Genomic DNA, 14,183 nt, shown 5'->3' with positions numbered 1-14,183 from the left:
TCCACCTATTCCCATCAGATAGATTTATCAAACATAAGCTATAACTTCACAAGAATTTAAGCACCTTCCTCGCTTTTCCTTACATATTGACGTATTGATTAGTTTTCATCCTGTGAGTTTTTATCTTTTTTTGACTTGGGCTTTTGCTTTTGTTCAAATTCAGATAAAGATTCTAATACAAGTGTCACTGCTTGGCTCATGACGGCCCCACCACCAAAAGCCGCACTCACAGCAACCGCTTCTAAAACTTCCTCTTCTTCACAGCCTTCATCTAAACACATTTTCGTATGGTAAATCATACAATACTCATCTTGAGCAATTACACTTACCGCTAAAGCAATCAATTGCTTTTCCCGTTTTGTTAATTTCCCTTCCTCAAAACAAGCTTCCGTAAATGCTTGATGTTTTTTTGCAATATGCGGCATCTTTTTCGAAAATTGGTGTACGCCTTCCTTATATTCCTGTAAAGCCATTGCAATGGGGGTTTGGTCACTTTGCTGATTCGACATATGTCAACGCATCCTTCCGTCACATTCTCTCTATGTAGTATGGTTCATAAATAGAAGAGTATGCTTCAGATAGCTAACTGATATTTATTTAGTTTTGCATAGGCCAGGATGGTTCTTCTTCCCCTTTTTGCCTCCACAAATCAAAAACACACCCTCCCAAACTTCAACAAGCCTGAGTGAGTGTGTTATTTTTATTTCCCTTTATTCAACTAATGGAATGACCGCACCCTTAAATTCTTCTTTAATAAATTCTTGAATATCTTCAGATTGTAAAACTTCTAATAAAGTTAAAATTGCTTCATTATTTTCATCCTCAGCACGAACAACAATTAAATTCCCTTGAAGTTTATCATCTGCTTCAAAAGCAATACCGCTTTCGTCAATATTAATATTTCCTTCTAATGCATAATTGGTATTAATTGCAACGGCATCACCTTCGCCTGATTCAAATGAAGCAGCTAACAAACGTGCTTCAATTTGGCGTGAACCAAACTCTATATTTTTTGGGTTAGAAGTAATATCTTCAATTGTCGCTAATTCACCTTCAGCATTGCCAAGTTCAATTAATCCTGCATCTTCAAAGATAGGAAGAATACGTCCATGGTCACTAATCGAATCACTTAGAATAATTTGTGCACCTTCTGGAAGATCGTCTAGACTTGCATATTCTTGAGAATAAATACCAATCGGCTCAGCGTGGACAGAACCAACACTAACGAAGTCATAATCATAATCAGCGATTTGTTGAGCTAAGTATCCAGGAGTTTGGAAATAGTTAACATCTAAATCACCTGACTCTAATTCTTGGTTTGGTAAAATATAGTCAGAAAAAACAACAATATCTAATTCAATACCTTTTTCAGCTAACAAAGGTTCCGCCGCTTCTAAAATCGATGCATGTGGAACTGCCGAAGTTCCAATCCGAATCGTTTGTGTATCATCAGCTGACTCATCACCACTTGCATTATTTTCATTATCATTACTTCCACAAGCAACCAATGCAGCTGTTAAAGCAACAGCACCTAAAGCTTTTACGAACTTTTTCATCACATTCTCTCCCTCTTATCGTTTATCTAATTTATTTGTTAGAACATCACCAATCGCTTGGATTATAAATACCAAGATTAATATAGTGATTGTTGCTACTACCATAATGGCTGAGTTATTTCGTTGGAAACCTTCTAGAAAGGCTAAATGTCCTAATCCACCGGCCCCAATTGTCCCTGCCATCGCTGTAAAGCTAATTAAAGAAATACTCGTTACGGTAATACCTGAAATCAACGCTGGCATTGATTCTGGTAAAAGGACCTTCCAAATAATTCGCAAATTCGATGCACCCATGGAATAAGCGGCTTCTACTACACCTTTATCTACTTCACGCAAAGCAATTTCAACCATACGAGCGTAGAATGGTGCCGCTCCAATGATTAAAGCCGGTAAAGCGGCCGTTGGGCCTAAGATAGATCCAAATAACGATCTAGTAAAAGGAATCAATAAAATAATTAAGATAATAAACGGAATTGAACGAAAAACATTCACAATCGCTGCAAAAATAAAATTAAAAAATCGGTTTTCCCACATATTCCCCCGATTAGTTAAATAGAGCATTAAACCAAGAAATATACCGAGAATAAATGTTGCAGCAACCGATATCCCTGCCATATAAACGGTTTCTATCGTCGCTTCCCATAATAAATCCCATTTTATATCGTCTAAAAATTCATCAAACACGCTCAATTACCTCCCATTCAACTTGCTCTTCTTGAATAAAGGCAATCGCTTTTTCAATATCCTCTTTTTCACCATTTAAATGAACAAATAATGAACCATATGAACTATCCCTTGTTTTCGAGATCTTTCCTTGAAGAATATTTACCTCTATATGAAAATGGCGAATAAGCTCTGTGATAAGCGGGCGTTCTGCATCTTTGCCAACGAACGTAAGCTTAACGACCTTTCCACCATTGTCTTGTTTAAAGAAATGCTCTAACGATTGAATCGTATCCTCTGGTTCAGTAATTTGTTTAACAAATTCCTTCGTCATTTCTTGTTTAGGTTTACGAAAAACTTCTAATACTTCACCTTGTTCAACAATTTTACCACCTTCCATTACGGCCACTTCATGACAAATTTTACGAATAACATGCATCTCATGTGTGATAAGAATAATGGTTAAATCTAATTTTTTGTTAATATCGACTAACAAATCCAAAATCGAATCTGTTGTTTTCGGATCAAGAGCTGAAGTTGCTTCATCACACAATAAAACCTTTGGGTTATTGGCTAAAGCACGTGCAATACCGACTCTTTGTTTTTGACCACCACTTAACTGAGAAGGATAACTAGAACCACGGCCTTTCAGCCCAACAAGCTCAATTAATTCGTCCACTCTTGCGTCCCTTTGTTTCTTGGGTAGCCCTGCAATTTCTAGAGGGAAAGCAATATTTTCATGGACCGTTCTTGACCATAATAAATTAAAATGCTGAAAAATCATGCCTATTTCCTGTCTCGCTTTTCTTAATTCAGCATTGGATAATGTGGATAAGCTTTTCCCTGCTATTTTCACTTCGCCACTTGTTGGTCTTTCTAACATATTAAGCATTCGAATTAGTGTACTTTTACCAGCACCACTATAACCAATCACACCAAAAATTTGGCCTTTTTTTATCTCAAGGTTAACACCATCAACTGCATTCACAGGACCATCCTTGGTAGTAAAAATCTTTTGGATGTCACTTAATGTAATCACCGCTTCTTGCCTCCTGACAATTTCCCCCACGCATTTCTTACGAGAACAAACATTATTAAAGTGTGGGTTTTTGAACCAAAAAAACCTTCTTTTTATCTATACAGATGAAAAGAAGGTTTTACCTTAATCTCATCTTTCAAAGCTATATAGCTTTGCAGGATTTAGCACCGTCTTAACATAATGTTTTACGGTTGCCGGGTTTCATCGGGCCAGTCCCTCCACCTCTCTCGATAAGAGAAAATTATAATGTTCATTTATATTGGATACATCGTAACACGCGACAAAAAATATTGTCAACCTTTTTTACACTAGTATCCTTATGTTTATTATCGGAATAGTCAAATTATTATTCAACACCAACCACCATCACAATTTTCAACATACGCCCGTACTTGTTCAGGGTGAGCATTTTCATAATGGAAAATCTTATTATCTTCAAAAACAAAGCCTTTTTTCATTTTTCTTTTTAATCCTTCATTTGATTCTGTTACTTCCCCAATACGAATATCACCCATATAAAGGTTTAATTGACCATCTTGATATTTCCCAATAATTTTACTCGTAACATCGATTTTCTCTAGATCCAAACTAATTCCCCCTATCCTGTTATATTGATAAGTTAACCTTCTAATAGCGTGTCATTCTCCAAAATTAGTGGGAAATCGGGTGGAAGTTGGATCAGGAAAAAGCACAAAGAGTAAACTCTTCGTGCTTCGATTTCAATCATTTAGGGTATTAATCTTCGTTAATCATTTCTTCATATTGGTCAGCTGACATTAATTTGTCAATTTCAGACTCATCAGAAGGCTCAACAACAATCATCCATGCCTTTTCGTATGGTGATTCATTAACAAATTCAGGAGAATCATCTAAATCCTCATTGATTTCAACTACTTTTCCACTAATAGGAGCATAAAGCTCAGAAACAGTCTTAACTGATTCTACACTTCCAAATGGCTCGTCCGCTTCGATTTCGTCACCAACCTCTGGTAGCTCTACAAAAACAATATCTCCTAACTCTGATTGAGCAAAGTCAGTAATTCCGATACGCACTTTGCCGTCTTCCGTTTTTACCCACTCGTGTTCTTCTGAATACTTTAATTCTTTTGGTAAATTACTCATTTAGATGAAACCTCCAATATTTTAAGCATGTTATAGTTTTCTCTATAAAATTACTATACATGGTTTTTTATAAAATGAACATCCTTGATTACTTTATTTCCAAATTTGCTCGTATTCTGCTTCTTTAAATCCAACCGTTACTCTTTTTCCATCTGTTAGAATCGGCCTTTTAACAAGCATACCATCCGTTGCCAATAGACGTAATTGTTCGTCTTCATTCATATCTTTGAGCTTGTCCTTAAGACCTAATTCGCGGTATTTTTGACCGCTTGTGTTAAAGAATTTTTTTAGCTCCAGGCCACTTTTAACATAAAGTTCTTTTAATTCTTCCTTACTTGGTGGGTTCTCGACAAGGTGAATCGATTCAAATTCAATCTCGTTGGTTTCTAACCATTTTTTTGCATTTCGGCAAGTTCCACATTTAGGATACTGATAAAAGGTAAGACTCATGTTCATCACTCCTCTTCGATAATTATTATAATGAGATAAACGTTAATTTTCAATGAATCACCACTAATTTGCCCTTTCTTCACGATTTCGAAACAATTGGCAGAGGGGCTATTGTCTTGCAACTCTCTTCTTTAGTTGGTGTTGCCCGCTTTATGCAGGTAATCACTTGTTTCGCTTCCATATCTTCACATTAATCACCTTTTTGTACAGACAATCACTCGTTCAGCTTACGTATCTTTTCATTAACCACCTTTTATGTTCACCTCCTTGCCGTCACAAGTAAAAAATACTGTCACGATAAGCAGGACGTATTATTCAATGATTATAAAAAGGAGAGATCCCCTAAATAAGGGACCTCTCCTTTATTTTTTTATGCTCCCTATTCCATGAGATATTTTGCAATAGCTCGTTTGGTTTGGATTGCATTGATTGGATTAGTTTTAGTGAGCTTGCGAACAATTGATAGCATCGTTCTTAACGTATCTCCTGATTCCACATTACTAATTGTTTCCTTAGCAAGGGCCTCAATTTTCACTAGTCCTTCATGACAATATAATTCTGTCATTAGAATGTATTTTTGAGCCTTTTCTTCACCAACTCGCTCTATCATTTTTTGTGTACGTGCTACTGCTGATTCCATTTGGAAAATTTCTAATACAATATCAGCAACATTAGCAAGCATCTCTTGCTCATCTTGAATTTTTTCTTGATATTTTTGTGCAGCCGTACCTGCAATTAATAGAAACAGCTTTTTACTGTTCTCTACAACAGCTACTTCTCGCTCTAAAGGCTCACTACCTACTTGAGCTGGCATCAACATCAATAGCTCTTTTTGTAAATCCATCGCTTTTTCTAATAAAGGTAATTCTCCCTTCATTGCTTTACGAAGGATCGTACCTGGAATTAGAAGACGATTAATCTCATTTGTCCCTTCAAAAATACGATTAATTCTGGAATCGCGATACATCCTTTCTACCTCGTATTCAGCCATAAATCCGTAACCACCGTGGATTTGAACGGCTTCATCAGCAACAAAATCTAACATTTCTGAGCCTGCAATTTTGGTAATCGAGCACTCCACAGCATATTCAGCAATCGCTTTGGCTGCATTTTGACCTGATGCATCCTCCATATCTGACATTCTTTGCTCAAATAATCCACCTGTACGATAGCACGCACTCTCAGCTGCATAAATACGAGTCGCCATTTTCGCTAGTTTTTCTTGAATAAGTGGGAAGTTAATAATTGGCGTTTTAAATTGTTTACGCTCAGATGCATAATCTAAAGCTAGCTTTAAGCCACGTTTGGCACCGCCTAGACAACCAATTCCCAATTTGTAACGACCGATATTTAAAATGTTAAAGGCAATCAGATGACCTTTACCAATTTCGCCTAAAACATTATCAACTGGTACGAGTGCATCCTCTAAAATAAGCGTCCTTGTAGAAGAGCCCTTAATACCCATTTTCTTTTCCTCTGGTCCAACAGCAACACCTTCGAATTCTCGATCAACTATAAAAGCAGTGAATTTTTCGCCATCAATTTTTGCATATACAACAAAAACATCAGCAAAGCCAGCATTTGTAATCCATTGTTTTTCACCGTTTAATACGTAGTGTGTCCCTGCTTCATTTAGAACTGCCTTGGTTCTCGCTCCTAAGGCATCGGAGCCTGAGCCCGGTTCTGTTAGAGCATAAGCAGCTAATTTTTCACCACTTGCTAGATCTGGTAAGTATTTCGCTTTTTGTTCTTCGTTCCCGAAAAATACAATTGGTAAGGAGCCAATTCCTACGTGAGCACCGTGGCTAAGTCCAAAACCACCAACACGGGCAATTTTTTCAGTAATGACTGATGAACTCAATTTATCCAAGCCAAGCCCACCAAATTTTTCTGGTACATCTGCACCTAATAAACCTAATTCCCCTGCTTTTTTTAATAATCTTACAGTATGTTCAAATTCATGGTTCTCAATATCGTCAATATAAGGTGTTACATCTTTTTCAACAAATTGTTCAACCATTTTACCAATTTCGATTTGGTCTTCATTTAAATCCTCTGGTGTATAGATGGAGTCTATTTCCGTTTTTCCTAATAGGAAGCTTGCCCCTTTATGCCATTCTACTTTTTGTGTCATTTTATATTCCTCCTTGTATTTTTATATGAAAGTTAGTGCTGACGCTCAAGTGCGGAGCTCTACTCGTCGCTACCGAAAATCATGCTCCGCGTCCTGTGGGGTGGCGCTGAGCTAATCGGCTATGCCGCTGGATCTCAGCACTGCCACTACGTCCCACGGGAGTCTCCGCATGTTTTCGTCCGCTAGGTTACTTTTAATTCTCAAGTTCAAAAATCCATCTAACAAATGAAAATGAAAAAGAACAAAATCAAATTAAACGAAAAACGAACTGTTAAACAACCAACTTACACGTTCAGCCTTTTTCGTGTAGTTCTCACCTTCTTCCTTTGAGTAACTGTCACGTTCAGCCTTTTCACTCCAAGGTTTGACGTCAGGATCTGCACAAACCTTTATGGATTGTTAAGATGGTGAAAAATCACTTTCATCTTTGTTAGTGGCGGAATTGGGCTTCGCCATGTTGGTTTTTATATGAAAGTGTGTATATGGAGTGTTGTCATTGCTACCATTTCAAGCTCACTCTTTTAGCTTAATTCGAATACAGCAGCTGCTCCCATTCCTCCGCCGATACACATGGAGACAACTCCATATTGGACATTTCGTTTTTGCATTTCATGTAGGAGTGTTAATGAAAGTTTGGTCCCGGTACAACCTAGTGGGTGACCTAATGCGATTGCTCCACCATTTACGTTTACTTTATCAATGTCTAATTCCAGTGAACGTACGACTTGTAAAGCTTGAGCAGCAAAAGCTTCATTAATCTCAAACAAACCTATATCTTCTTTCTTTAATCCTGCTAATGCTAAAGCTTTTGGAATAGCTGTAATTGGCCCTAACCCCATTACTTCTGGTGCACAACCTGTGACTGCATATGAACGGAATTTAGCTATAGGTGTTAACCCTCTGCTTTTAGCTTCATCCTTTTCCATAACCAGAACAGAAGCAGCTCCATCACTCATTTGTGAAGCATTCCCAGCAGTGACAGAACCTTTTACATGGAATGCAGGTTTTAATTTGGCAAGTCCTTCTAAAGAAGTATCCGCACGTACTCCTTCATCCTCGGAGAACTGAACCTTCTTTTCAACAAGGCGATTTTGCTGTAATGACCTTAGCGTTACTTCAATAGGAACGATTTCATCTTTAAAAGCACCTGACTTCAATGCTGCTGCTGCTTTTTGCTGACTTTCTACAGCGAATTTGTCCTGTTCTTCACGGCTTACACCATGTCGATTCGCTACTTCTTCTGCCGTCATTCCCATATTCATATAATATTCAGCACGGCCTTCTACTAACTTTGGATTTGGAGCGATCACGTGACCTCCCATTGGAATTTGGGTCATTGATTCTGCTCCTCCTGCAATAATTGATTTTGCCTGCCCAGATAAAATACGTTCTGCTGCGTAAGCAATACTTTGTAACCCTGACGAACAATAACGATTAACCGTAATAGCTGGTACACTATCTGGTAATCCAGCCAAAAGGGAGATCGTTCTTGCCATATTCATTCCTTGCTCAGCCTCAGGCATCGCACAACCGATAATGACATCATCAATTTGATCGAGGTCGGTAAAATTCGCACGTGCTAATGTAGCCTTTATCGTTTCGGCTGCAAAATCATCGGCCCTCATGTTGGCAAGCGTTCCTTTTTTCGCTTTACCTACTGCTGTCCTTGCACCACTTACAATAACTGCTTCTTTCATTTAATCCCCTCCTTTAGTTACGTAACGGTCTTTTAGTCATCAACATATGTTGCATACGTTGTTGTGTTTTTGGTTCCCCAACAAGACTTAAAAATGCCTCTCTCTCAATATCCAAAATATATTGCTCATCAACAAAAGTACCCTTTGGAACACGGCCTCCTGCAATAACAAAGGCTAATTTTTCTGCAATTTTTAAATCATGATCACTTATACGACCTGCCCAATGTAGACTCTTTGCTCCAAGTAACATCGTTGCATACCCACTTTCACCAACTACAGGAATTGGGTCACGTGTAGGCGGTAAATAATGATTTTTTTCTAGAGTCAGAACGGTCTGTTTGCTACGTTCAATAATTTCCTCTTTATCAAAAATGATCGCATCCTGATCACCTAAATAGTTTAATTTCTTCGCTTCTAGTGCTGAGGTTGAAACAGTTGCCATAGCAATCGTCTCAAAAGTCTTATTCGCAACTTGCTGTAAATCAAAGTTTACATCTGTTGCGACATTTTTTAAGTTTCTTAAATACAGCTCTTTATTACCTCCACCGCCAGGAATAAGCCCTACTCCAGTTTCAACAAGACCCATATATGTTTCAAAATCTGCATGGATACTTGCAGCAGGTAAACTCATTTCAACACCGCCACCTAATGTCATTCCAAATGCTCCGACTACGACAGGTTTACTTGAGTAGCGTATTTTTGCCATTGATTGTTGGAAAATGTGAATAATATCTTCGATGTCTTCGTAATTATCACTTTGTGCTTCTAATAAAATCATCATCAAATTGGCTCCAACACAGAAGTTTTTCCCTTGATGACTAATGACCAGACCACGATAAGATTTCTCTGCTTCTTCAACGGAACGACGAATCATATCAAGTACGTCTAATCCAATTGATTGATTTGGCGAATGCATTTCCATTAAGACCACATCATCACCAATATCAAGTAGACTTGCACCGTCATTACCGAAAATCTTTTTCTCTTTTCGTAATAATGCTAAATTATAGTAACTATCTTTTTTCGGAATATCGACGTATCCTTCTGAATGATTATCATAATATTGTCCATCACGATAAAACTGGCTTACATTATTCCCCTTCATCTTATCAATCCATGTTGGAACTTCAAGACCAGACTCTTTCATCTTCGTGACGGTTTGTTCAAATCCAATCATATCCCATAATTCAAATGGACCTGCTTCCCAACCAAACCCGGTCTTCATCGCAACATCAATGGAATAAATATCATCAGCGATTTCATCTTTCTTTTGTGACGCATAAACAAGTACATTTGATATTAAGTTCCATAAGAATTTAGAGTCGTCGGTGTTTTGTGAAACAGCAAAAGCAATTCGTTTCCTTAGTGACTTCATTTGTTTTGTCTGACTCGTTAATTCAGATTGATACTTGGTCGTTTCTTCATACTCTAAAGTTTCTGGATTAACGGCTAAAATAATGGATTTTCCGTCTTTTTTATTTTTTTGATAAAATCCTTTTCCTACTTTTTGACCAATGGCCCCATTTTCAACTAATCGTTTCATAAAATTCGGAGGGTCAAATAAGGCTTGCTCTTCACCTTCTGTGTGGTCATATACGGTTTTGGCAACATGCATAAATGTATCTAAACCAACCACATCTAATGTTCTAAATGTTGCACTTTTGGGTCTACCAATTAATTTCCCAGTTAAAGCATCAACATCGGAAACCGACAATCCGCTTTTTTCCATTTCTTGAACTGTTAGTAATAAGCCATAGGTTCCAATTCGGTTAGCAATAAAATTCGGTGAATCTTTTGCAATGACGACTGTTTTTCCTAATCGTTGTTCAGTAAACGCTCTCATAAACTGAAGTGTTTCATCACTTGTTTGGGTATTAGGAATAAATTCAACCAGCTTTAAATACCTTGGTGGATTAAAAAAGTGAGTTCCTAAAAACTTCGCTTTAAATTCATCTGAGCATTCTTCGACCATTCCTTCAATAGATAAACCTGAAGTATTTGAACTTACGATACAATGTGGCTTTTTCACCTTCTCAATCTTTGCAAAAAGTTCCTTCTTAACCGGCATCTTTTCCACGACAGCTTCAATAATCCAATCCACTTCTCCGAGGCGTCGTAAATCATCAGTCAAGTTACAAGCTTCCAATAATTTGGCTTGTTCCTTTGTTCCTAACGGTGCGGGTTTAAGCTTTTTTAACTTTTCAATCGCTTCTAAGACAACACGGTTCTTTACCGCATGACTTTTTAGAGTAAGTCCTTGCTTTTCTTCTTTGGCAGTCAATTCTTGAGGCTTCAAGTCAAAAAGTAATGTCTGAATTCCGGTATTCGCTAATAACGCTGCAATTTGGGCTCCCATCACTCCTGAGCCAATGACAGCTGCCTTCCTAATTTGAACAGGCATGTATACCCTCCTCATATTTAAAAATATAAAATGCCCTACTTTTCCATATGCAATCAAGGTTTGTTTCATGCCATTTTTAAAATGAACAACCACTCATTATAAAATTGTCTAGGAACATAAACGTATCGATTACAAACGGAATGTAAGCGTTTAACTAGTACTATTCGAGATTAATCGCGAAAAACCTTCATAATTTTTAAAAGTTTTTTAATGATTTTATGAATGTATGTTGGTGCTAATACTTCCATACAGGACTTGACTTTCCGTACACAAAGTGATGCTGCACCTTTTATGAGATGATAAGCTAAATGTCTGTACGGCAGATTTTAGTCTCCTGCTTCAAGCCAATTATTGTCGCTAATATTTATGTGGTTTTTTCAAAAGCTAAAGGATGTAGCCGACTCCATCGGTTTACTCATTTTTTAGGGGGAGATACCATGCAACAACAGCCAAACCAATTTCAAGGACAAAGCCAGCAATCACTCACATATCAAGAGCCTCCTGCTATCCTGTCAACAAAAGATAGCCTTTATTTGACAGATATGCTTTCTTGGAATTTACTAGCTATGAAAAAGGCTCATTTTTATGCCCAGCAATGTACAGACCAAGATATTAAGCAAGCTCTTGAGCAAGCTGGCCAAATGCACGAACGTCACTACCAAACACTACTGCCACACTTACAATCCAACCAACAACCGCAACAAAATCAGCCAATTCAATAATAGTCGAAAAGGGAGGATTTATAATGGGGCAAAAAATTCAAAATCCAGAAATGCCTGTTCCAAAAACACCGCAAATGTCTGAAAGAGACTTTATTAATGATCAGCTTACGACAGAAAAATATCTTTGTTCTTCTTATAGTACTGCTGCAACGGAAGCTAGTCACAGCCAGCTTTACCAAGACATTAACCAAGTGGCCAATGAAACCCTTCAATGCCAGCGTGATTTATACAATGTGATGTTTCAAAAAGGCTTCTATAGCTATGACGCGGCTGAAACAACTTCCTTGCAACAGGATTTCCAAAAATTCACTGGTTATGAACAGCAATTCCCTTATTCAAAGAATGGACAAAATTATTCCTAACAGATGTATCTCTCCATTTTCCCGGATGGCCTTTGGCCTGAAGGGATTTTTCTCTTATCATTTATATGAACGTTACTTATGGGCGATAGTTTGTGCCGTGATGTTAGCTCGTCATCCATCTCGCGTTCAATGACCTTAGTAGGACTATGCTCCTTGTTTATTCAAGCTGACTCCTGATGGTGATCGAGTTGTAATCGTGCCAACAGTTTGAACAGTCGCCACTACTTTCATTTTTGTTGGTGACGAAGTGAATCGGGCTTCGCTTTGTCGGTTTTATATGTAAATTCCATTAACTGCTCTTCACCCGTCTTCATATTTTTCATTTTGTACGAATTAGATTTTACTTCTAATTCACCAATCATGATCACTTGAGGTACTTCTTTTCTATTTGCTTTTTTTAGTGCTTTATTGACACTCGTTTGCTTAATATCAACTTCTACTTTGTATCCCTGAGCTCTTAAATCCTTTGCCACTTGCAACGCTTCCTTTGTATATTCAATCGGAATCACATAAACATCCAATTCTTGATTAATGGGTAGGTCTTTTTGTAATTCTAAAGCCTTACAAATTACATCTAAACCAAAAGATAACCCTACTGTTGGAAATACCTCATCCGTTTGTAACAGACCGGCAATGGCCCGATCATATCTTCCTCCTGCCCCAATGCTTGAAGAAATGGAACTACTTTTAAGAAAAATTTCAAAAACCGTTCCCGTATAAATATCTAAACCTCTTGCTAAGTATGGGTTGAATACATAAGGAACTTCCAGATTCTCTAAATACTCAATCAGTTCGGTGATTTCAGCAATGCCTTGTTGATATTCCTTGCTATTGACGTTGTAAGCTCTTAGCTTCTCAGGCGTCCATTCTGTTTGTAAAAATTCGATAATCACTTCCCGTGTCGTTTGTCCAACACCTTTTTCCTTTAGCTCCTGGTCAACTCCGTTTACACCTATTTTTAAAAATTTATCAATAGTTAATATAATCGAATTGGCATCCTGCCTTTCAACACCAAAACTCTCCAATAAAGCAGTTAGTAACTTCCGATTATTAATTTCTATCTTTATATCGAGGTTCAGCTTTTTAAAAACGTCGGTAGCAATAGATAATAATTCTACTTCAGCTAAAGAAGAGGAAACGCCTACGATATCCACATCACATTGTGTAAATTCGCGAAACCTTCCTTTTTTGATTGGACCATCCCGAAATACCTTTCCGATTTCATATCGTTTAAACGGCATTTGTAAGCCCGGATTTAAGGCAATTACCTTGGCAAACGGGATTGTTAAATCATATCTTAATGCGATGTCTCTCGCCCCTCGGTCAGTGAGTGTGTACATTTCTTCTAAAATTTCTGCACCTCCTCCATACTTAGATGCGAGCAAGGCTACTTCATTTAAAATCGGTGTTTCTAAAGGTGCATAACCATAGGCGGAAAACGTATCCTCTAAAACCCTTCTTACTTGTTGCCTCACAATTTCTTTTTCTGGTAAATAATCCGTTGTTCCTTTAACGTTTTGAAAGATGGTTTTTCTTTTCATTTTTATCGTCTCCTTTTGAAATGGTTTTGGACAAATAAAAAAACCGCCATTGTACGAAAGATGTTAATCTTTCCTGTGTATCAATGCGGTTTCATTGGAAAAAGCCTTACTTAGATTCTATTTTTAAAATCTATCGCAAGGCTTTTAAATATGATGATGTCCTTTTACTCGTATAAACCTATTAGCGGTGCTCATAATCTTCACACTCCTATATTTGTGATATCTTACCACTATTCAGAAAATTAAGCAACTTGATTGAGTATGGTATGGAGAATTTCCTTAAGACGACCATTCACTCCGCCACCATAAAGAATGAAAGTCAGCTTTCACCACCTTAACAATTCATAAAGGTTTGTGCAGATGCTCGGGCCAAACCTTGGTGTATCTGCACAAAGAGACGGTTTATGTGCAGATGCTCAGGCCAAACCTTGGTGTATCTGCACAAAGAGGCGGTTTATGTGCAGATGCTCGGGCCAAACTTCGGTGTATCTGCACA

The 14,183-nt window shown here is 37.7% G+C and carries 13 protein-coding genes and 1 riboswitch; of the genes, 2 read left to right on the top strand and 11 right to left on the bottom strand.

Annotated features, from left to right (window positions below; all coding sequences use genetic code 11):
- Nucleotides 1-98: 98 nt before the first annotated feature.
- The 10 genes from PQ479_RS17395 to PQ479_RS17350 all read right to left on the bottom strand — a co-directional run bounded on the left by PQ479_RS17395 (nt 99) and on the right by PQ479_RS17350 (nt 11,062).
- Entirely contained in the window at nt 99-509 is a 411-nt protein-coding gene (locus tag PQ479_RS17395) for a carboxymuconolactone decarboxylase family protein (RefSeq protein ID WP_047987305.1), read from the bottom strand.
- Between the two features lie 201 nt (nt 510-710).
- Complete coding sequence (locus PQ479_RS17390; RefSeq protein ID WP_047987304.1) at nt 711-1,556, bottom strand: MetQ/NlpA family ABC transporter substrate-binding protein; 846 nt, start codon at nt 1,554-1,556, stop codon at nt 711-713.
- 15 nt (nt 1,557-1,571) lie between these two features.
- A complete protein-coding gene (locus PQ479_RS17385) occupies nt 1,572-2,171 on the bottom strand; it encodes a methionine ABC transporter permease (protein ID WP_420535561.1) in 600 nt (199 codons plus the stop codon).
- A 61-nt stretch (nt 2,172-2,232) separates the two neighbouring features.
- On the bottom strand, nt 2,233-3,258 hold the full coding sequence (locus PQ479_RS17380) for a methionine ABC transporter ATP-binding protein (RefSeq protein ID WP_047987302.1): 1,026 nt from the start codon (nt 3,256-3,258) through the stop codon (nt 2,233-2,235).
- 126 nt (nt 3,259-3,384) lie between these two features.
- A riboswitch (SAM riboswitch) is annotated at nt 3,385-3,495 on the bottom strand.
- 113 nt (nt 3,496-3,608) lie between these two features.
- Nucleotides 3,609-3,845 (bottom strand): YusG family protein, encoded by a 237-nt coding sequence (locus tag PQ479_RS17375; protein ID WP_047987301.1) that lies wholly within the window; start codon nt 3,843-3,845, stop codon nt 3,609-3,611.
- A 148-nt stretch (nt 3,846-3,993) separates the two neighbouring features.
- Nucleotides 3,994-4,380 carry a glycine cleavage system protein GcvH gene (gene gcvH / locus PQ479_RS17370; RefSeq protein WP_047987300.1) on the bottom strand — a complete coding sequence of 129 codons (387 nt, stop codon included), beginning with the start codon at nt 4,378-4,380 and terminating at the stop codon, nt 3,994-3,996.
- 93 nt (nt 4,381-4,473) lie between these two features.
- Nucleotides 4,474-4,830 carry an arsenate reductase family protein gene (locus PQ479_RS17365; protein ID WP_047987299.1) on the bottom strand — a complete coding sequence of 119 codons (357 nt, stop codon included), beginning with the start codon at nt 4,828-4,830 and terminating at the stop codon, nt 4,474-4,476.
- A 379-nt stretch (nt 4,831-5,209) separates the two neighbouring features.
- Nucleotides 5,210-6,964, bottom strand: a complete 1,755-nt coding sequence (locus PQ479_RS17360; RefSeq protein ID WP_047987298.1) for an acyl-CoA dehydrogenase family protein — start codon at nt 6,962-6,964, stop codon at nt 5,210-5,212.
- Nucleotides 6,965-7,485: 521 nt separating this feature from the next.
- Nucleotides 7,486-8,661, bottom strand: coding sequence for an acetyl-CoA C-acetyltransferase (locus PQ479_RS17355; protein WP_047987297.1), 1,176 nt, complete (start codon nt 8,659-8,661; stop codon nt 7,486-7,488).
- 13 nt (nt 8,662-8,674) lie between these two features.
- Complete coding sequence (locus tag PQ479_RS17350) at nt 8,675-11,062, bottom strand: 3-hydroxyacyl-CoA dehydrogenase/enoyl-CoA hydratase family protein (protein WP_047987296.1); 2,388 nt, start codon at nt 11,060-11,062, stop codon at nt 8,675-8,677.
- 437 nt (nt 11,063-11,499) lie between these two features.
- Here PQ479_RS17350 and PQ479_RS17345 point away from each other — a divergent pair, with 437 nt between their 5' ends.
- Both PQ479_RS17345 and PQ479_RS17340 read left to right on the top strand, forming a co-directional pair.
- Entirely contained in the window at nt 11,500-11,784 is a 285-nt protein-coding gene (locus tag PQ479_RS17345) for a hypothetical protein (protein ID WP_047987295.1), read from the top strand.
- A 23-nt stretch (nt 11,785-11,807) separates the two neighbouring features.
- Nucleotides 11,808-12,146: a spore coat protein gene (locus tag PQ479_RS17340; protein ID WP_047987294.1), complete on the top strand. Its 339-nt coding sequence runs from the start codon at nt 11,808-11,810 to the stop codon at nt 12,144-12,146.
- 227 nt (nt 12,147-12,373) lie between these two features.
- Here the strand turns inward: PQ479_RS17340 and PQ479_RS17335 are convergent, their stop codons facing one another.
- The gene (locus PQ479_RS17335; RefSeq protein WP_047987293.1) at nt 12,374-13,687 is read right to left on the bottom strand and encodes a histidine--tRNA ligase; all 1,314 of its coding nucleotides are present in this window, start codon (nt 13,685-13,687) and stop codon (nt 12,374-12,376) included.
- Nucleotides 13,688-14,183 lie beyond the last annotated feature (496 nt).

Source organism: Alkalihalobacillus pseudalcaliphilus (genome assembly GCF_028610675.1).
Taxonomy (GTDB): domain Bacteria; phylum Bacillota; class Bacilli; order Bacillales; family Bacillaceae_D; genus Alkalihalobacillus; species Alkalihalobacillus pseudalcaliphilus.
This window is presented reverse-complemented; position numbering and strand designations above follow the sequence as displayed.

Bases quoted from the DNA above. Each gene is read 5' to 3' on its own strand.
- PQ479_RS17360 (WP_047987298.1), bottom strand. From the start codon at position 6,964: ATGACACAAAAAGTAGAATGGCATAAAGGGGCAAGCTTCCTATTAGGA.
- PQ479_RS17335 (WP_047987293.1), bottom strand. From the start codon at position 13,687: ATGAAAAGAAAAACCATCTTTCAAAACGTTAAAGGAACAACGGATTAT.
- PQ479_RS17385 (WP_420535561.1), bottom strand. From the start codon at position 2,171: ATGGCAGGGATATCGGTTGCTGCAACATTTATTCTCGGTATATTTCTT.
- PQ479_RS17390 (WP_047987304.1), bottom strand. From the start codon at position 1,556: ATGAAAAAGTTCGTAAAAGCTTTAGGTGCTGTTGCTTTAACAGCTGCA.
- PQ479_RS17395 (WP_047987305.1), bottom strand. From the start codon at position 509: ATGTCGAATCAGCAAAGTGACCAAACCCCCATTGCAATGGCTTTACAG.
- PQ479_RS17350 (WP_047987296.1), bottom strand. From the start codon at position 11,062: ATGCCTGTTCAAATTAGGAAGGCAGCTGTCATTGGCTCAGGAGTGATG.
- PQ479_RS17365 (WP_047987299.1), bottom strand. From the start codon at position 4,830: ATGAGTCTTACCTTTTATCAGTATCCTAAATGTGGAACTTGCCGAAAT.
- gcvH (WP_047987300.1), bottom strand. From the start codon at position 4,380: ATGAGTAATTTACCAAAAGAATTAAAGTATTCAGAAGAACACGAGTGG.
- PQ479_RS17340 (WP_047987294.1), top strand. From the start codon at position 11,808: ATGGGGCAAAAAATTCAAAATCCAGAAATGCCTGTTCCAAAAACACCG.
- PQ479_RS17355 (WP_047987297.1), bottom strand. From the start codon at position 8,661: ATGAAAGAAGCAGTTATTGTAAGTGGTGCAAGGACAGCAGTAGGTAAA.
- PQ479_RS17345 (WP_047987295.1), top strand. From the start codon at position 11,500: ATGCAACAACAGCCAAACCAATTTCAAGGACAAAGCCAGCAATCACTC.